This window comes from Cupriavidus sp. PB-02 (genome assembly GCF_058252315.1).
Map to the genome: position 1 here is coordinate 1,098,188 of NZ_JBXPSX010000003.1, position 18,809 is coordinate 1,116,996.

Sequence of the window (18,809 nt, forward strand, 5' to 3'; positions counted from 1 at the left end):
CGACAGATGCGACTGCGGCCAACCTCACCAAGCATTTCTAACTCAGCTTTCTGCCAAGCTGAACAGCGTCTTGAGCTCGTCCCCGCTAAGATTACCGATCCACTGTTCGCCCGTGCCGACTGCCAAGTCGGCCAGTTCCCGCTTGGCGCGAATCATGTCATTGATCCGCTCTTCAAACGTAGCGCGAGTGATGAATCGGTGGACCTGAACGTTGCGCTGTTGGCCAATGCGATAGGCTCGGTCCGTTGCCTGCGCTTCCACCGCTGGATTCCACCATAGATCGTAGTGGATGACGTTGGAGGCCGCGGTCAGATTTAGCCCTGTCCCGCCGGCTTTGAGCGACAAGATAAAAACACGCTCGGTACGGTCGTTTTGAAATCGCTCGACCATCGCATCTCGACTGGTTCGCGCGACACCGCCATGCAGAAATAGCGGATCGCGGCCATATCGCTGTCGCAGCCAACTGCAGAGCAGGTTTCCCATCTCGCGGAACTGGGTGAATACCAGCACCTTTTCGTGGCTGGCGTGGATATCGTCGATGAGCTCGAAGAAACGCTCCGCTTTGCCAGACGCCGCCGCGTCGGCCTGTCCCTGTTTCAAATACTGCGCCGGATGATTACAGATCTGCTTCAATGCCAGAATCATCTGCAGCACCAGGCCTTGGCGCTTGAAGGTGTCGGATTCACCCGAGATGACTCGCAATCCTTCCTGCACCACCGATTGATACAGCGCCGTCTGGGCCTTGGTCAGCGTGCAGTATTGATCCTGCTCGATCTTGTCGGGCAGATCGCTGATGATAGCCTTGTCGGCCTTCAGGCGTCGCAGCAGGAACGGGGCCGTGACCCGCTTGAAGCGCTGCACGACATGCTGATCGCGCTGGATCTGAATAGGCATCGCATATTCCCGCGCGAACTGGTTGAGGTTTCCCAGATAGCCCCGGTTGGCAAAGTCCAGGATGCTCCAATACTCGGACAAGCGGTTCTCCACCGGCGTCCCACTCATGGCAATAAAGCTGGTGGCCGGGATCGCCTTTACGGCCTTGGTCTGGGCAGCAGCCGGGTTCTTGATGTTCTGGGCCTCATCCACGACGACGATGCGCCATGCCAGGGCATGGAGGGAAGCAGCAGCCGTACGCGCGATGCCGTAGGTCGTCAGCAGGACATCGGGCCGAATCATCGCGAGTTCACGCTTGCTGCCGTGGAAGATGCCAACCTCCAGGTTGGGGGCAAAACGCTCAATTTCCTTCTGCCAATTGGTCAACAAACTGGTCGGCACGATTACCAGGGCCTTGGCGTCGTCAAGCGCACCATCCTCCTTGAGCTTTTGCAGCGTAGCGATGACCTGCAGTGTTTTGCCCAACCCCATGTCATCTGCGATCACGCTGCCTAAACCGATGCGCGCGTTGCGATAAAGCCAGGCATAACCCCGCTGCTGATAAGGGCGTAGGGTGGCATTGATGCCGCGAGGCAACGGGACCGTGCCCGCTTCCACCAAATCTTGAATGATCTTGCGGGCCTTGGCATCCAGGCCCACGGTCGTGCCGGCGAATTCGCCCGCGAGGGCGACGCGCAACAGTTCAGCGCCGGAAGGCACCGATGGATTAAGCAGTTGGGCACGCAGGCGCTCGATCTCTTTTGGATCCAGATAGACGTACGCCCCTTTGAAACGTACAACGTCTGCGGCATCCTTCACCAGCCTTTCAAACTCGGCGCGCGTGAGCAGATGATTACCAACGGCTACTTTCCAGTCGAAGGCAAGAACATCGTCGGCGCCAAAAAAACCCACCGTATCGGTCGCCGTACCCTTGATCTGCATCGACAGGCGGGGTCGCAGCAGACGGTCGAGCGCCTTCGGTAACAGCGCGCGAATCCCGAGCACGCGAATTACCGGAAGCGTGTCAAACAGCAAGGCCGGCAGCTCATTCGCGGCAATCTCGATAGGGGCCTTCGCGCCAGCCCTGATATAGGCATTGAGCGGTGGGAGGAACTCAGCCAATAGCGCGATGGTCTGCAGAATGCCAAAACGGGCCTTCGACCAGGACCGATCGGTCAGGATCGCAGCCAGTGGTACTGGCTCCCCCAGTGCAGCCGATCGGTGCTCGATTGCGAGTGTCAGCCCGAAATGGCCCGCTTTCGCCTCTTCGAGGCACAGCACCGGTGCATGTTCTCGGTGTGCCAGATGGTATCGGGATAGCCAGGTGTGAATGCCGGCGGCGATTTCCCCTTCACCGGGACCGTCGTAGCAGGCTCGGCCGGTGCAGAAGAACAAGGCCAGCGTCTTATTCCCGAGGGGCTTTTCGCTGGCGCCATCCGCCCATGCGTGAATGAAATGATTCAGAAACAGGGAAAAGAGGAATGTTGCCTGGGCCTCCCGGGTGAGGACAGTCCGCTTCCTTCCCTTTCCCGTCTTGACCATGCCAGATGGCAAGGCAGCGGCAAGGCGCTGCATGAGGTCACCTACGACTCCATCGAGCGTGGCCGGAATCCAGCGCAGCACGACAGTGTCGGTACCCTCCAAGAGGATTTGGGGGACCACCGCGCCACGCGCGATCAACTGCAGCGCCATCAGTCGGACGTGGAACAGCGCGGCAACCTCGGGCTGCAAGTCTGGCAAATTGCTTACATTCACCTGGGCCAATGCCGTTTCCAGCGCATCGATGGTGGTGACGTCCTTCGTGCCGAACACCGAAGCGTGCAATCTTGCGTCCAGTACAATCGCCAGCCGATCATCACCGGAGAACGTGACACTCTGTGCGTCGCCGGCGCCGGCATCCATTGCTTGTCGCGCCGCCTTGCCCACTCGTGCCAGCACACGCCGCAATGTCTCACGAAAATCTCCGTTGGGAAAGAACGTGGGTTGGGCCGGCAGCACGTGCAGCAGTGGACCGGACAGGTCCGGAATCCCGGACAGATCAAGCTGATCAAGCGCAGCAAGATCCCCCGCATCAGCCAGTGTCTCTGCGTTTGTCGGCAGCAGTTCGGTTAATGTGGGCAGGACAGCCCCAGCTGCCGGCTCCAGGTGGATGTCGCGCGATTTCAAGGCTTTCGCGAGGTCAACCCCTCGCAACGAGAACACCAGGAACGGATTGCCGTCGATTTCCCGGCTCAGGAGGTAAATCACAGCAGCCAGGTGCTTGCAAGGCACGGCCCAATCGGGGCAGGAGCATTGCATATCGAGGTCCTTCCACCGGGCGGGGAAGACGGAAATCCCAAGATTGCGCGCGTGGTCCAGCACCGACGGATCCAGTTCCCGGTTGAGCATCCGGGCGATCACGGTGGGCTCGGCGGCGATGGCGTCCAGAAGCCGTGCGGAATCCTTGGCGGAAAGCGGCGGCACTGTGATCGTCACCTGGTAGGGACGTGGCCGGGAGCCCTGTACCTGGGCGTGGATCGTCCCGGCCCTGACGACAAGATCCTTGACCGCCCCTTTGTTCGCGTAGGTCCGCCCGCGCGGCAGACGATTGTCGTAGTCGATGTGTGTCAGGGCATTGAGCCATTGCTCGCCCCACCACGTTCTACCGAAGGACTGTCGCACCACTGGTCGGAATCCCTTCAATGTTCGGTGGATTTTCTGATTTGGGGGAAATCCGCTATCCCAATCGGTGCCGTTCCCCGGCGGCGGATCAAAGCACCCCGCCGCCTCCAGTTCCTCCATGGTCAACCCGTACTCGGCCAACTGGGCCTGGATCCAGCGGATCGCCTTCGCCCGCTCACTTCCTTCTGTCATCGCTACCGTCGTCGTCACTGCGGTCATCCGGGTTTAGAGCGGCGGCAGGCGCCCCCCTGTTCATTGTCCTATTCATCCTTCGCGGTCTGCGCCGGACCGCCGGCCTTGCGCCGCCGTCCACCACCGTCACCCCGCTGGTGGCGTGGTGCTGCACCTGGAGGCCACAAGCCAGTCGGTGACAGCCTAGGCTTCCAGCTTGGCCTTGCCCTCGCCCTGGGCCACCAACCCCGCGTATTGCGACACGGCGCCAACACTCACACCTGTCGCCTTGGCGATCCGCCGGCGCGACAGGCCACAATAACGCGTGTGTGAAAATAGGCACCGACCCGGTAGCTCATATCCCCAGCTCGTTTCGGCGATCTCCGCCTGGGAAATCGCCATGCTGGTGGAACGCAAAAAGCAACGGCACCGTCACCAATGGCCTTTGGCCCAAAGCGTCGCCCAGCAGTGCAACTGCCCCCCCGGCGATCGTGCTGCTGCATCAGCTGCTGGCGCCAACTCAGAAAGTCATTTTGTCAGTACCGCTTACCATAGCTGCCGCAACTCAAGGGCTCTCATGATAATGCACGCCTCTCCGGATATGGCCGCTCCCGGCGCGCCGAGCGCTGGCCTGCCCACGTTGGCGCCAGGGAGACACAAAACATCGTAGGTGCGCGTTCGCGACTGGCGCAAGCGACATTTGCTGCCACATCGACGGCATGGCCCGAAAAAAATGCCCGCGCATGCGATCCATGCGCGGGCAACACAAGCTCATTCACCGGTCAGGTCGCCTGACTCTCCCCAGGACTCAAGCCGGCCGCCTGGCCCGCGCACGCATGCGCAGGTCGCTCACCAGCGGCCACACGAGCACGAAGAGCGCCAGGCTCATGATCGTTCCCACCAGGCCGTTCGACCAGAAGATGCCAATCTCGCCGGACGACACCAGCATGGTCTGGCGGAACGCGTCTTCCGCGCGGTCGCCAAGGACCAGGGCCAGCACCATTGGCGCAAGCGGATAGTCGAGCTTCTTCAGGATGTAGCCCACGACGCCGAAAATCAGCATCAGCCAGACGTCGAACAGTGCACCGTTGACCGTATAGGCGCCGATCGCGCAGATCACCAGGATCAGCGGCGCGATGATCGAGAACGGAATGCGCAGGATCGCCGCAAAGAGCGGCACCGTGGACAGCACGACGATCAGCCCGACGATATTGCCCAGGTACATGCTGGCGATCAGGCCCCAGACGAATGGCCCTTGCTCGGCGAACAGCAGCGGGCCCGGTTGCAGACCCCAGATCATCAGTCCGCCCAGCAGGACCGCGGCGGTAGCCGAGCCCGGGATGCCCAGTGCCAGCATCGGCAGCAGCGCGCTGGTGCCGGCGGCGTGCGCGGCGGTTTCGGGCGCCACCACGCCTTCGACGTTGCCCTTGCCGAACGAATCGGGATCCTTTGCCATGCGCTTGGCCACGCCATAGCCCATGAACGAAGCCGCCGTGGCGCCGCCCGGGGTGATGCCGAGCCAGCAGCCAATCACCGATGACCGGATCACGGTCATCCAGTATCGCGGCAGCTCGGCCCAGGTCTTCAGCACCACCTTCAGGTCGATACGCGCCTGCTTGCCGCGGAAGGCAACGCCTTCTTCCATGGTCATCAAGATCTCGCTGATGCCAAAGAGCCCGATCACGGCCACCAGGAAGTCGAATCCGCGCAGCATCTCGGTGGAGCCGAACGTCATGCGCAGCGTACCGGACACGGTATCCATGCCCACCGCCGCAAGCACAAAGCCCAGGCACATCGCGATCAGGATCTTCGGCTTGGACTCCTTGCCCATGCCGACGAAGCTGCAGAACGTCAGCAGGTACACCGCGAAGAACTCCGGCGGGCCGAAGCGCAGGGCGAACTTCGCCACCATCGGCGCCAGGAAGGTAATCAGCAGCACCCCGGCCAGCGCGCCCAGGCAGGAGCCGGTGAAGGCCGAGGTCAGGGCCTTGCCGGCTTCGCCACGCTGCGCCATCGGATAGCCGTCGAAGGTCGTGGCCACCGACCACGCCTCGCCCGGGATATTGAAGAGGATCGAGGTGATCGCCCCGCCGAACAATGCGCCCCAGTAGATGCAGGACAGCATGATGATGGCGGACACCGGATCCATCGAGAACGTCAGTGGTAGCAGGATCGCCACGCCGTTCGGGCCGCCCAGCCCGGGCAGCACGCCCACCACGATACCCAGCAGGATGCCGACGAACATCAGGCCGACGTTCTGCCAGGACAGGGCGACAGCGAATCCGCCCATCAATGCATTCATTTCATCCATTGCCTGCTCCTTAGTAGCCCAGTGCAGCCTCGAGGGGCCCCTTGGGTAGCGGCACACGGAACTGGATCTCGAAGATCCAGAAAAGCATGACGTTGATGCCGACGCCGATCAGCAAGGCCTTAAGCCAGCTCGACTTACCGACCCAGACCATGAACCCGACGATGAAGATCGCCGACGCCACGTAGATGCCCAGCAGGCCGATCATGCCGACGTACACCGTCAGCGGCCCCAGGATGACGCTGACCTGGCGCAGCTGCTGCCACGTGGCGAAGACCGCCTCGCCATCCGTGCGCAAGGCTTGCACGGCAACCAGCACGCTGCAGATCAGCACGATGATCCCGACGCGCATCGGGAAATAGCCGGCCTCCGGACCGTCCGGTGCCCACCCCGCCCCGATACTGTAGTTGCTCCAGATCACCACGAGCGCGCTCGCCAGCAGGCATAGCGCAACCACCAATTCCACTGCTTTCACCGAGATGCCGCCGCCCGCGTGCACCTCCACCTGGTGTGAATCCATGTTTTTCCCCCACGTACTTTAGGCCACCGGCTCCGCCGCATGCGGCGGAGCCTCGCGAATGTCAGCGCGATGCGACGAAGCCAGCCTCTTTGATGATGTCCCGGTGCACGTTCTCGTCCTTCGCCAGGAAGTCGGTGAGTGCCTTGCCTGTCAGGAATTCGTTCTTCAACGCATTCTTCTCCAGGTATTCCTTCCATTCCGGCGTTGCGACAATTTTCTGCATCAGGTCGACGTAGTACTTCTGCTGCTCGGGGGTGACGCCGCCCGGCAGCATGAAGACGCGCAGCATCTGGTATTGCACGTCGAGGCCCTGCTCCTTGCAAGTCGGCACGTCGTGCCAGCTCTCGGTCTGCGTGACCTTGACGCTGTAGGCCATGCGCTCCGGGGCAAACACGCACAGCGCCCGGTGCTCGCCGGCGCGCCACTGGCCGATCGATTCCGAGGGGTTGTTCACGTTCGCGTCGATGTGCTGGCCGGAGAGCTGCGTCGCCGCTTCGCCGCCGCCCTTGTACGGCACGTAGATAAACCTGGTGCCAGTCTTCTTCTGGATCAGCGAGCTGATGATCTGGTCTTCACGCTTGGAGCTGGTACCGCCGACCTTGATCTTGCCGGCGTTCGCCTTGGAGGCGTCGATGAACTGGGCCACGGACTTGTACGGTGCCGCGGCATTGGTCCATAGCACGAACTCGTCCTGGGCGACCATCGCCACCGGCGTGAGGTCGCGCCAGCTGAACGGCAGGTGGCTGACCATCGGCACCGTATAGAGCGCCGACGAGGTCACCAGCAGCTTGTGCGGATTGCCCTGCGAAGCCTTGGTATCCATCAGCCCTTCGGCCCCGCTCGCGCCGGCCTTGTTCAGCACGATCACCGGCTGGCTCATCAGCTTGTGCTTGGCGATGATGCCCTGGATCGACCGGGCCATCTGGTCCGACGCGCCGCCTGCGCTGAATGGCACCACGATCTCGACCGGCTTGGCCGGTTCCCAGGCCCAGGCGCTGGCACTGAGGCAGGCCGTGGCGCCAACCACCGCCGCGAGGGTCTTCCTGACGATCTTGCGTTGCATTCTTTGTCTCCTTTGGCTTAACTACTCGGTTCCGCTTGATTGCGGCTTTTCTATGGATCTGGCGCAGGCCTCGCGCCACGGGTCAGCGACTGCAAATCCTGCGTCAGCGGCTCAGGCCACGCGCTTCGATCTCCCACAAGTCAACGACATGCCCGGCACGAAAGCACACGTACTGCGCATGCAGGTTCGCGGTCGGGTCGCAGTGGCCGGGAACGAGCATCAGTTTGTTGCCAAGCCATTCCTGGCTGTCTCCGTTCAGCACTTCGAAGACGCCGTGTTCATCGTTGGCCGCCACATAGCGCAGCCAACCGCTGCTGTCCCGGGACCACAGGCGTGGCAGGCCGGAGTCCACGGCGACCGACTTCAGCCCAGCGTCGCAGACCACCACGCCGGGCCGCGCGGTGCTCATGACGGTGGCTGACAGGAAGAGGCTGTGCCTTGGCTGGAAGCGCCCGAGCCACTCGCTGGCGCCGTAGTGCCCGTCCAGGAACAGGTATGTCCCCGGCTGGATCTCGGTATAGACACCGCTCTGGCTATCGAACTCCGCCGTGCCCGTGCCGCCGCCGGTGACCACCGGGCACGGGATGCCCCGCGCCCCAAGATGCCGCACGTAGCCGCCAACCACTTCCGCCGCGCGCTGCGCGCCCTGCCTGCGCTGCGCCCAGACCGGCACATGCTGCGCGCCGCCGTGGTACGCCTGCAGGCCGCCGAAACGCAGCGAGGGCGCTTCGCCGATGGCATCAGCCAGCCGGGTGAGCGCGTCGGTGCTGTTCACGCCGCAGCGGCGGTGGCCCACGTCGACCTCCGGCAGCACGGTGATGCGCACACCGCCTGCCTGCGCAGCAGCGGCCATCGCGCGCACCTGCCGCACGTCATCCACGCAGAGGCTCAAGTCCACGTGCCGGGCCAGCTCCACGGCCATGGCGAGCTTGTCCGCGCCCACCAACTCATTGCTGATGTGGATGCCCGGTATGCCGGCGGCCGCGAACGGATAGGCCTCGCTCAGCTTCTGGCAGCAGATGCCCACGGCACCTGCCGCGAGCTGCCGCTTCGCGATGGCGACGGACTTGTGTGCCTTGGCATGGGGACGCAAAGCGACGCCGCCGGCGTCGGCAAGGGCCTGCATTTGCGCCAGGTTATGGTCGAAGGCATCGAGGTCGACAAGCAGTGCCGGCGAGCCCACGTCCTCCAGGCGGTCGCCGATGCTTGCCGCCGCGGGCGGCCGCAACCGCGCACGATCGCGCATGGCCTCAGGCACGGCGGCTTCCGGCAAGGGCCATCTCCAGCACGCGCGCCACGTGCATGGCCTCGGTGTCGGCGCCATCCAGGATCTGGTGCCGGCAACTGGTGCCGTCCGCAACCACGATCGCATCGGCCGCGCGTTTGCGCACCGCGGGCAGCAGCGACAACTCAGCCATGGCCTTCGATGCCTCGAAATGCTCGGCTTCGTAGCCGAAGCTGCCGGCCATGCCGCAACAGGAGGATTCGACGGGCGACACCTTCAGGCCCGGAATCCATCCCAGCACGGTCTGCACCGGCGTGAAGGCATCGAAGGCCTTCTGGTGGCAGTGCCCGTGCACCACCGCTTCGGTGGCCTGCAGCGGCTGCAAGGGCAGCTCCAGGCGGCCCGCATCGCGCTCCCGCACCAGGAACTCCTCGAACAGAAGGGCCAGGCTGGCTAGCTGCCTGGCCTCTTCACCATAGCCATAGCTGAGGAATTCATCGCGCAACGACAGCAGGCAGGATGGCTCCAGCCCGACCACCGGAACGCCACGCGCCACGAACGGGCGGAACGCGTCGAGCATGCGCCGCGCCTCTTCCTTGGCCTGGTCGATCAGGCCCGCCGCCAGGAAGGTACGGCCACAGCAAAGCGGCCGTTCGCCTTCACGGGTGTTGAAGTGCACGGTATAGCCGGCGGCTTCCAGCACCGCCTGCGCGGCGCGCGCGTTGTCAGGCTCCAGGTAGTTGCTGAAGGTATCGACAAAGAGCAGCACTTCCCGGCCGCCCGCCTTCTTGCCAGCGCTGAGGCCGGCTGACAGGAAGGGCTTGCTGAAACGCGGCAGCGACCGCTCCGCGGCAAAGCCCATCGCGCGCTTCATCCAGCCAGAGACCCCGGGAATGCCGTCGGCCAGCGCCAGCAGGCCCGACACGCGGCTGGCGATGGGCGCGTAGCGCGGCATGAACGCCACCATGCGCTCGCGCAGGCTGATGCCGTGCTGCTTCGCCCAGGCATGGCGCGCCTCGATCTTGAACTTCGCCATATCGACGCCGGTCGGGCAGTCGCGCTTGCAGCCCTTGCACGAGACGCACAGGTCCAGCACTTCCTTTACTTCCGGACTGGCGAGCCCTTCCGGCCCGAGCTGGCCGGACACCGCCAGCCGCAGCGTGTTGGCGCGACCCCGCGTCACGTGCTGCTCGTCCTTGGTCACGCGATAGCTCGGGCACATGGTGCCGGCATCGAACTTGCGGCAGTGGCCGTTGTTGTTGCACATCTCCACCGCCGATGCCAGGCCGTGCGTGGCCCTGTCGGTGCCGGTCCCGGGCGCCGTCTCCTCGCCCGTCATCGGATCGCGCCGGACGTTCCACGTGGACCAGTCAAGCGCGGGCGCGAGCGACAGCGCGGCATAGCCCGGAGCAAAGCGGAAGTTCTCGCGCGCATCCATCCTGGGCGGCCGGACGATCTTGTCCGGATTGAACCGGTTGTCGGGATCGAAGAGCGCCTTGATCTCGCTGAAGGCGGCGTTGATGCGCGGGCCATACTGCCATGCCACCCATTCGCCGCGGCACAGGCCATCGCCGTGCTCGCCAGAGTAGGCACCCTTGTACTCGCGCACCAGTTCGGCCGCCTCTTCGGCGATCTCGCGCATGCGCACCGCACCGTCGCGCCGCATGTCCAGGATCGGGCGCACGTGCAGCGTGCCAACGCTGGCGTGGGCGTACCAGGTGCCCTCGGTTTCGTGCTTGTGGAAAACTTCCGTCAGCCGCCGGGTGTACTCGGCCAGGTGCTCCAGCGGCACGGCGCAGTCCTCGATGAACGACACCGGCTTGCCGTCGCCCTTCATGCTCATCATGATGTTGAGCCCGGCCTTGCGCACGTCCCACAGCGCTTTCTGCGCCTTGGCATCCGGCATCTTGACCACCGAATCCGGCAGGCCCAGGTCGCTCATCAGTTCGGCAAGCTGCTCGAGCTGCTTGCGCAGCGCCTGCAGGTCTTCGCCGGCGAACTCCACCAGCAGGATGGCCTGGGGATCGCCGGCCAGCGCCTGCTCGACCACGGGCCGGAACGCCGGGTTCTCCATCGACAGGTCGATCATGGTGCGGTCGACCAGTTCCACTGCGACCGGACGCAGCTTGACGATGTGCTGCGTCATGTCCATCGCCTGGTAGAAGGTCGGGAAGTTCACCACGCCCAGCACCTTGTGCGCCGGCAGCGGCGAGAGCTTCAGCGTGATCTGGCGGCTGTAGGCCAGCGTGCCTTCCGAACCCACCAGGATATGCGACAGGTTGGCATGACCGTCGTCGGTATAGGCCAGCGGGTTCTGGCAGTCGAACAGGTCGATGTTGTAGCCGGCCACGCGGCGCAGCACCTTGGGCATGCGCTCGGCAATCTCGTCGCGCTCGCGCCTGGCGATGCGTTTGAGCCCGCGCAGGATGCCTTCCGCGCGCCCGGCCGCCACCGGCCTGGCCAGCGAGCCAAAGTGGCATTCGCTGCCATCGGCCAGCACCGCATCGATGGCCAGCACGTTGTGCACCATGTTGCCGTAGGCGATCGAGCGCGAACCGCACGAGTTGTTGCCGGTCATGCCGCCGATGGTGCATTGGGCACCGGTGGACACGTCGACCGGGAACCACAGGCCATGCGGCTTGAGCCACGCATTGAGGTGGTCGAGCACGATGCCCGGCTCCACGGTGACTGTGCGGGCCGAGGCGTCGAACGCGATGACGTTGTTGAGCCACTTGCTGTTGTCGATCACCAGCGCTTCACCCACGGTCTGGCCGCACTGGCTGGTGCCGGCGCCGCGCGCCAGCACTGGTACCCGCTGGTCGCGGGCGATATCGAGCGCGCGCAGCAGGTCAGCCTGGTCGCGCGGGACCACCACGCCGATCGGCATGATCTGGTAGATCGACGCGTCGGTGGCATAGCGCCCCCGGCCAGCCCGGTCGAACAGCACATCGCCGCGCAGCTCCTTGCGCAGCAGCGCGGACAGCGGCGAGGTGGCGCGGCTCTGCGAAGGCACCAAGTGGATCGGCTTGACCAGCAGGGAGGAGGAAGATGTGTTCATGGGGTTCAAACAAGCGTTTTTTCTGCATGCCCGCGACGCGGCAGCGGCTTTACTCAAGGTTCAACTCGACCGGCGGCAGTCCGGCGATGCGCCGATCGGCGCGGCCCAGATGCCGATACCCGTCAAGCGGCAGCCACGTCGGCGTGAAATAGACGCAGTCCTCCGGCAACGGCGCGCCTTGCATCGGCGCAGTCAGGGACTTGGCGCCGACCTTCCAGCCGCCGATGGCCCGCCGCGCAAGGACACGACGCGCGCCTGCACGTCATAGGCCTGCGCCACGCTGGCAGGCGCGGCTCCTGCTGGCAGCCCGGCAAAGCTGAGGCCGGCCGTCCACGCGGAAACAAGGGATTGGGCCAGGTCGGGCTGGCGGGCAGGGTTGTGCCGGACGGTCGTGTTCATGGTCGGGCTGGCAATTCGATTTGACGTGCTGTCTGGGTGAAAGGCCGGCGGCGAGGCGGTCGGCGCCAGGCCTTTCTGTTCGCCGCTCAGGCCGCGGCCTTGAGGATCGGCGTGTCGGCGTGCGATGCCAGGTATTCCATTGCCGCCGCGACGCCATTGCCGGCGACCGGGACGCCGGCCAGCTTGAGCCCCATCTCGCAACCGGCGAGGGTTGCCATCAGGGTCAGGTCGTTGCAATCGCCGAGATGGCCGATGCGGAACATGCGGCCGCGCATCTTGCCAAGTGCCTGGCCGAGCGACATGTCGAAGCGCTCGTAGATGACCTTGCGGACCGCATCGGCATCGACGCCGTCCGGCATCATCACGCCGGTCAGCACCGGGCTGTACACGGACGGATCCGCGCACTGGATCTCCAGTCCCCATGCGCGCACCGCGCGGCGTGTGGCTTCAGCCAGGCGCTGGTGGCGGGCGAAGACGTTCTCCAGGCCCTCGCCCAGGATCATGTCGAGCGCCTCGGACAGTCCGTAGAGCAGGTTCGTGTTCGGGGTGTACGGCCAGTAACCGTTCTTGTTGGCCTCGAGGATCTCCGCCCAGCCCCAGAACGCGCGCGGCAGCCTGGCCGTCTGGCTGGCGGCAATCGCCTTGGGCGAGAGCGCGTTGAAGCTGATCCCCGGCGGCAGCATCAGGCCCTTCTGCGAGCCCGAAACGGTGACATCCACGCCCCACTCATCGTGCCGGTAATCGGCCGAAGCCAGCCCGGAGATCGTGTCCACCAGCAGCAGCGCCGGGTGGCCGGCGGCGTCGATGGCCCTGCGCACCGAAGCGATATCCGAGGTCACACCCGTCGAGGTCTCGTTGTGCACCACGCACACCGCCTTGATGGCATGGCCGGTGTCCTGGCGCAGACGGGCTTCGATGATGTCTGCCTGCACACCCCGGCGCCACCCTTCGATACCCGGCAGGCCCAGGAACTCCGGCTTCAGGCCCAGCGCTTCGGCCATCTTCTTCCACAGGGTCGCGAAGTGACCCGTTTCAAACATCAGGACGTGATCGCCGGGGCTGAGCGTATTGGTCAACGCGGCTTCCCAGGCACCCGTGCCCGAGGCCGGATAGATGATCACCGGGTGCTGGGTCTTGAAGATCTTCTTGATGTCGGCCAGCACCCTGCGGCCCAGCGCGCCGAACTCCGGGCCGCGGTGGTCGATGGTCGGATAGCTCATCGCACGCAGGATCCGGTCCGGCACCGGGCTCGGTCCGGGGATCTGCAGGAAGTGGCGGCCAGCGGGGTGGAAGTCGAGATGGATCATGGAAGTAGCGCCTCCTTGTTGAATAATGAATTTTGAATGCAATCTACTATAGCAGCCGGACTTAGGAGGTAAAAGCCGAAATTTTGCTCCAATTCTTGGTATTTACCCCGATATTTAGCGAAGAAAGGAAGGTGCAATAGAATCGCTACAAACCGCAAAGAGGATATTGAATGCAAAATTCATGCTACATGGGCGAGATCGACACGCCCGAGCCCGCCCCCGCGCTGCCGAGACTGGCCCGCCCAAGACTGCATGACGCAGTGGTCGAGCACCTGCGCAAGTTCGTGGTGGAAGGCATCCTTGCCCCCGGCACCAAGCTGAATGAACGTGAGTTATGTGAACGGCTGGGTATTTCCCGCACACCCTTGCGAGAGGCGTTCAAGGTGCTTGCGGCAGAGGGCCTGGTCGACCTGTCCCCCAACCGCGGCGCGAGCATTTCACGCATGAGCGAGTCAGAAGTGTGGGAGAACTTCGAGCTGATGAGCGGCCTGGAAGCCTTCTCGGGCGAACTAGCCTGCGAGCGCATCTCGCCCACCGAGCTGGCGGAGATCAAGGCCTTGCACTACGCGATGCTGGTCTGCCGCGCACAGAACGACCTGCCTGGGTACTACAGCCGCAACCAGCAGATCCACGACCGCATCAACGAAGCGGCGCGCAATTCAGCGTTGCGGCAGACCTATCAGTCGATCAATCGACGCCTGCACGCCATGCGCCTGCGTTCCAACCAGCAAAGCGGCAAGTGGGACCAGGCGATCGACGATCATGAAGACATGATCAAGGCGCTGGAGGCGCGGGACGGGAAACGGTTGGCGTCGATCTTGAAGCGGCACCTGCTGGAGAAGCGGGATGCGTTGCTGCCGCTGCTGGTGTCCGGGGATGGCACGCGGACCAAGCCCGCGTGAGTTATTCGGGTCATCTGGGATGGCCGTGGCGGCACGGGCCTCAGCCCGCAATCGTCACGCCACACTCCTGTGCCAGGCAACGAGCCTCTCCACGTCGGCCTGCCCGGGTGCTACCACCTCGTCGATCCGGGCAAACAAACGCGATGCCCGTCCACCCTGGCTGGAGACCGATACCATTTCTCCGCCGCCGGATCCAACGCGGAAGTAATCCACCGTGCCCGCGGGCACGTGAAAGGCCAATCCGCGGGTGTGGGTGGTGGAATTTCGGAGGGTTCAGCCGTGATCGTCAACCCAGGCCTTCGCCCAAGCGATCCCGGCTGCCGTAGCACGCTCAAACGAGGGGTAATACCCCAAGGGATCAGAGCCTTCCACGACGCGACCAGCCTTTTCAACTGCACCGGCTGCCTCGAAGGATCCATCGCCAAGCTGCTTTGCAAAGCCGCGGACGGTGTATCCCTGGTAGCTTTCAATTGTCATGACGACCTCCGATCTGGAAGGGAAATCGTAGCATGAAGCATCTGACCACCCAGACACTCGATGGCGAGGCCGGCTGCATCGTCTCGGACTGCGAGCAGTACCGGTACCGGCTCTGGCGCGAGTGGGACTGCAGCCGCCCGGCCCTGGGCTTCATCATGCTGAACCCGTCGACCGCTGACCATCAGGTCAACGACCCGACGATCACCCGGTGCCTGCAGCGCGCGCTGGCTGGCAAGTACGGCCGGCTAGAGGTGGTCAACCTGTTCCCGTTGCGCTCTACCGATCCGGACGGCCTGCTGACACATCCGGAGCCGATCGGGCACGAGGACACCGCCAACTGCGCCGTCATGGATACGCTGGACCGTTGCTCACTCGTGATCTGCGCCTGGGGCGCCCACAAGGCGGCGCCGGCGCGTGCAGCAGAGGTGCTGCGGATGATCCGCATGCGCGGGCGAGGAAAGCTGCTCTATCACCTCGGCCTGAACAAGGACGGCAGTCCAAAGCACCCGCTCTACATCGCGGCCAGCACGCGGCCACAACGTTTCACCGCATGACCGAAGCAGCAGCACGCATCATCGAATTGACCCGGTGACATTGGCTTGCATCTCGTACAAGTTGCTTCGGAAGCCATCGTGACTACCATTGCCTGCGCCTGCGGCACCATCAGGACGCAAAAAATGCTCTAAGCAGCATCCAGCTGCGAAATGTGCTTCTTCGATTATTTTGCTCTGCGGCGTCGCAGGGGGGAATTGCACAGGGGTTAGGATTGCTGCGAGTTCAGGACTCCATACACCGGGCACGCGGCGCCTCGTCAGCACTCGCAGCGTCTTCGGAAATATGCCGATTCTGCAGGCGGCTGTGCATGGCCTCGCACCGGATCAACAACGTTGGCGTGCGATCCTTCTCAGCGTCGGCAATGCCAGCCTCAGCCGAGACCCACAGATAGACTTGCCGGGAGACAATGGCGACGATCACAATGATGGCGCTGACGCTGAAGGCTCGAACTGCAATCTGGAGGTATTGCGCCATGGCGAAATTGCATCTAAAGCATGAGGCGATTTGCCGTGAGACTACACGAGGATGTCTCGTTACGGAGTCACGCCGTTGCAGGGTTGACACAATCCGTTCCGCCGCGGCGGGTTGGATGGTGCGTTGACTTATACCGCGTTGCGTTGCTGAAGAGAATGTCCCGAAAATCGATCACGGCTTTACCGAACGGCCACTACTGGGCCACGCCACACGCGCCCTTTCCGCTGGACGGTCCAAACGGCCATGATGAGGTCTTCCCCGGAGCCAAATGCATCAGCGATGGCAAATGGGTAACCTTTTATAAGGACGGGGAAGAAGTATGGGCGTGCAATGCCATGTACGCAGCAGCACATTTCGACTTTGACCCCATTCCGATGTTCGTCTACTGACGGCTGAGGATGATGCTGTCTGGCAGGCCCAGAGACTTTTTGGGACGATATACTCTCCGCCCTACCCTTGGCGTTTGCATGTGCGGAGTTTCGTCGGGACCTCTCTTACTTCGCTTCGCTTGCAAAAAAACCCCGCCGCTATGCGTGCCGGGGTTCGGGATATAGCATTCTGGTTGGGCCTCAGTAACGCCCGCCGAAGCTCACTCCTCAGCAATCAAGAACCTGTTCGGATTCTTTCCAAGCCACGCCGGTGCCCGACCGCGACCTGACCAGGTCTTACCCGTTTTGGGGTCCCGATACTTCGGAGGCAGTTCGGATTTTGGCTTTGCGGCACCGCTGCCGGCCGGACGGCCGCGACGGCGTTTGGTGATGTCGTCAACCGTCAGGTCATACTCAGCCATCCAGGTTTGAATCTGCTCGATAACGCCGGCGACTTCGTTGGCACGCGCCTCGTGCAGTTGCGCCTCGAGTGCTTCTTTTTGTGCAATGAGTTCCTTGTATGAAGGCATGCTGTGTCTTCCTTTGGGTAACGAACATTGAAATTCATAATAGTTTATACACTACTCGAATGCACAACAGAGCTTGAGTGTGCGCTACGTTCAGGTATCAGGCGCATCCGGTCCGCCACTCTAGCGCTTCAGTAGAAACTTGGTGTGCCGTGAACCCTTTAGTTGCTTAGTGCAGTGGATAAGGCAAGAGCATTGGCCGGTTTCAAGCGCTACGCGGGATCGCAAACGAAGCGCATAACGCCGTCAAATAGCACAGGTCGTCAACCAGCTTCGCCCCAATCGGGTTCGGCAGTCGTATCTTGAGACGTAACTCCGGACCTATCCGCGCATTGGTCTGATGAGGCACCAATATAAGTAAGGCGTCAGGGCTGGGGGCGAGGCATGCCACGCGGATTTCAGTGGTTAAGACTTGCATCCTCCACGAGGGACATCGGCCGCGCTTCGGGGCCAATAGCCGTGAGCATGTTCTAGTCATCTTTCCGAAGAGACGGAGAACAGGGAGAGAAATTAGAGGCGGGGCCGCATAAGATCAAGTGCACCCCCGTCATCTCGGATGGTCAGAAGGCCCTGATGAACTACGACTAGGGATTACCGGTGCCCATCGTAAATGCAACCTCACTCTCGGCTGGGAGATCTATGGCGAGCAAGCCGTGGGTTGGGCTCGCACAGCTGCAGCCCGGCAGCCTATGGCGAAATCAGGCCAGGGCGCTCATTGCCGCGACGGAACTGGCGCGGCGCAATTCAGTGCAGCCTTGCGTCGCTTCAGCGGCTGTCCCGCCCGTGGCCGCCCTCGGCCAAAACAGCAGATCAGTCGTCACGAGAATGTTTGGCCTGGTATGCCTGTTCCGCTCCCCGCGGCGCCACGCAATTCTGCCAGTAGCCTCGCGTCAACCAACCTTCCGGTACTCAGGCGCTGCTTCACTCTGCTGCATTGCCGCATATATCGGGCTTGATGCAGGCGACAAAGGAGTCTATTGTGGCCGTTCGGTGTACGCTCCCAGCGCTCCTCGCACCGATGCACCCATTGCCGTCGTCACGGTCCACTGTGGAATCGGGCTCGGGGCAGCAGTCGTAGTTCGTTTTTCCAACCACGACAAAGGAGACCGACATGCTAAGCCCCCATGAAATCGCCGCGCTATTGCTGCTTGGCGACGCGCAGGATATCGACGACCTCGAGCCCGAGCAATTGGACACCTTGTTGGTTCACAAGCTGGTCACGCTGGAGCATGGTCATGATAGCGGCGATGCCTACCCCCGCCTGACAAGTCAGGGGCATTCCATGCTCGAAGCCGTGCGCCGCATTCGGTAAGAGTCAGCCAGCTTGTGCCGAAGACCAAACGGAGCGTCGCTCGCCACAGCGGCCGTAATATCTGTGGCTAGCACGACAATCCCATACCAGGGTGAGCGAGCTTGCACGAACCCAGCTCGCGCCCTCGTAAGCAAAATACCAAAGACTGGCCGGTGTGCAGGGCAACGGGCGGGCTGCTAGCCGGTTGCATCGATGGCTGTACTGATCAATCGCTTGTAGGGAGTCTCTCCCGGCGTCGTTGGGCCACACCTTACACACCGCGCGGGACGGCAACCTGCAGGGCTTGCCAGGCCTGCTCAAAAGGCCTCAGTCGTCCCGACGTTGCTGATAAGGTATTCCTCGTTCGGTCCTGCGCGTGTGCCAACGTTAAGCTGAGCAATACTGCATGATCGGGATCTGGTAGTTGTCGCGGAAGCGGCGGTCAGGCGAATGGACGTGACGCCGTCGCGTTCCACAGCGCGTGCCCCAAGCCATGCCCCTGTCAAGCGACGCCGGAACCCGCTGCGAACCACGGTTTTGTACCGTTATGCATCGAGCGCACTGGACGATGCGTGTCCTGACAGAAATGGGGTTCACACGCTGTAGGGTAGATGCTCTAGCAAGCTCAGG

Annotated in this window: 15 protein-coding genes; 5 read left to right on the forward strand and 10 right to left on the reverse strand. The window is 63.0% G+C overall.

Annotated features, from left to right (window positions below; translation table 11 throughout):
* Positions 1 to 42 precede the first annotated feature (42 nt).
* The 6 genes from AC10V3_RS39685 to AC10V3_RS39710 form a co-directional block, all read right to left on the reverse strand.
* Positions 43 to 3,744 carry an SNF2-related protein gene (locus AC10V3_RS39685; RefSeq protein WP_349604922.1) on the reverse strand — a complete coding sequence of 1,234 codons (3,702 nt, stop codon included), beginning with the start codon at positions 3,742 to 3,744 and terminating at the stop codon, positions 43 to 45.
* A 769-nt stretch (positions 3,745 to 4,513) separates the two neighbouring features.
* Complete coding sequence (locus AC10V3_RS39690; protein WP_022540105.1) at positions 4,514 to 6,016, reverse strand: tripartite tricarboxylate transporter permease; 1,503 nt, start codon at positions 6,014 to 6,016, stop codon at positions 4,514 to 4,516.
* Positions 6,017 to 6,026: 10 nt separating this feature from the next.
* The gene (locus tag AC10V3_RS39695) at positions 6,027 to 6,533 is read right to left on the reverse strand and encodes a tripartite tricarboxylate transporter TctB family protein (RefSeq protein WP_022540104.1); all 507 of its coding nucleotides are present in this window, start codon (positions 6,531 to 6,533) and stop codon (positions 6,027 to 6,029) included.
* Between the two features lie 61 nt (positions 6,534 to 6,594).
* Entirely contained in the window at positions 6,595 to 7,596 is a 1,002-nt protein-coding gene (locus AC10V3_RS39700) for a Bug family tripartite tricarboxylate transporter substrate binding protein (RefSeq protein WP_022540103.1), read from the reverse strand.
* Between the two features lie 103 nt (positions 7,597 to 7,699).
* Positions 7,700 to 8,842: a DSD1 family PLP-dependent enzyme gene (locus AC10V3_RS39705; RefSeq protein ID WP_041682368.1), complete on the reverse strand. Its 1,143-nt coding sequence runs from the start codon at positions 8,840 to 8,842 to the stop codon at positions 7,700 to 7,702.
* 4 nt (positions 8,843 to 8,846) lie between these two features.
* Positions 8,847 to 11,879, reverse strand: a complete 3,033-nt coding sequence (locus AC10V3_RS39710; RefSeq protein ID WP_022540101.1) for an FAD-binding and (Fe-S)-binding domain-containing protein — start codon at positions 11,877 to 11,879, stop codon at positions 8,847 to 8,849.
* Between AC10V3_RS39710 and AC10V3_RS39715 the strand changes: the two genes are divergently transcribed.
* Positions 11,878 to 12,147 (forward strand): hypothetical protein, encoded by a 270-nt coding sequence (locus AC10V3_RS39715; RefSeq protein WP_349604925.1) that lies wholly within the window; start codon positions 11,878 to 11,880, stop codon positions 12,145 to 12,147. The genes AC10V3_RS39710 and AC10V3_RS39715 overlap by 2 nt on opposite strands.
* A 217-nt stretch (positions 12,148 to 12,364) precedes the next feature.
* Here AC10V3_RS39715 and AC10V3_RS39720 read toward each other — a convergent pair whose 3' ends face one another.
* Positions 12,365 to 13,585, reverse strand: a complete 1,221-nt coding sequence (locus AC10V3_RS39720; protein WP_022540099.1) for a pyridoxal-phosphate-dependent aminotransferase family protein — start codon at positions 13,583 to 13,585, stop codon at positions 12,365 to 12,367.
* Between the two features lie 170 nt (positions 13,586 to 13,755).
* Between AC10V3_RS39720 and AC10V3_RS39725 the strand changes: the two genes are divergently transcribed.
* Positions 13,756 to 14,487 carry a GntR family transcriptional regulator gene (locus AC10V3_RS39725; RefSeq protein WP_022540098.1) on the forward strand — a complete coding sequence of 244 codons (732 nt, stop codon included), beginning with the start codon at positions 13,756 to 13,758 and terminating at the stop codon, positions 14,485 to 14,487.
* A gap of 273 nt (positions 14,488 to 14,760) precedes the next feature.
* Here the strand turns inward: AC10V3_RS39725 and AC10V3_RS39730 are convergent, their stop codons facing one another.
* The gene (locus tag AC10V3_RS39730) at positions 14,761 to 14,964 is read right to left on the reverse strand and encodes a hypothetical protein (RefSeq protein WP_022540097.1); all 204 of its coding nucleotides are present in this window, start codon (positions 14,962 to 14,964) and stop codon (positions 14,761 to 14,763) included.
* Positions 14,965 to 14,996: 32 nt separating this feature from the next.
* Here AC10V3_RS39730 and AC10V3_RS39735 point away from each other — a divergent pair, with 32 nt between their 5' ends.
* The gene (locus AC10V3_RS39735) at positions 14,997 to 15,518 is read left to right on the forward strand and encodes a DUF1643 domain-containing protein (RefSeq protein WP_022540096.1); all 522 of its coding nucleotides are present in this window, start codon (positions 14,997 to 14,999) and stop codon (positions 15,516 to 15,518) included.
* A gap of 223 nt (positions 15,519 to 15,741) precedes the next feature.
* Here AC10V3_RS39735 and AC10V3_RS39740 read toward each other — a convergent pair whose 3' ends face one another.
* Positions 15,742 to 15,993: a hypothetical protein gene (locus AC10V3_RS39740; RefSeq protein WP_490924386.1), complete on the reverse strand. Its 252-nt coding sequence runs from the start codon at positions 15,991 to 15,993 to the stop codon at positions 15,742 to 15,744.
* Positions 15,994 to 16,148: 155 nt separating this feature from the next.
* On the opposite strand from AC10V3_RS39740, the gene AC10V3_RS39745 reads away from it, so the two are divergent.
* Positions 16,149 to 16,382: a hypothetical protein gene (locus AC10V3_RS39745; protein ID WP_454753658.1), complete on the forward strand. Its 234-nt coding sequence runs from the start codon at positions 16,149 to 16,151 to the stop codon at positions 16,380 to 16,382.
* 200 nt (positions 16,383 to 16,582) lie between these two features.
* Here AC10V3_RS39745 and AC10V3_RS39750 read toward each other — a convergent pair whose 3' ends face one another.
* Positions 16,583 to 16,891, reverse strand: coding sequence for an H-NS histone family protein (locus AC10V3_RS39750; RefSeq protein WP_490924387.1), 309 nt, complete (start codon positions 16,889 to 16,891; stop codon positions 16,583 to 16,585).
* Between the two features lie 1,108 nt (positions 16,892 to 17,999).
* Between AC10V3_RS39750 and AC10V3_RS39755 the strand changes: the two genes are divergently transcribed.
* Positions 18,000 to 18,200, forward strand: a complete 201-nt coding sequence (locus AC10V3_RS39755; RefSeq protein ID WP_022540093.1) for a hypothetical protein — start codon at positions 18,000 to 18,002, stop codon at positions 18,198 to 18,200.
* The last annotated feature ends 609 nt before the right edge of the window (positions 18,201 to 18,809 follow it).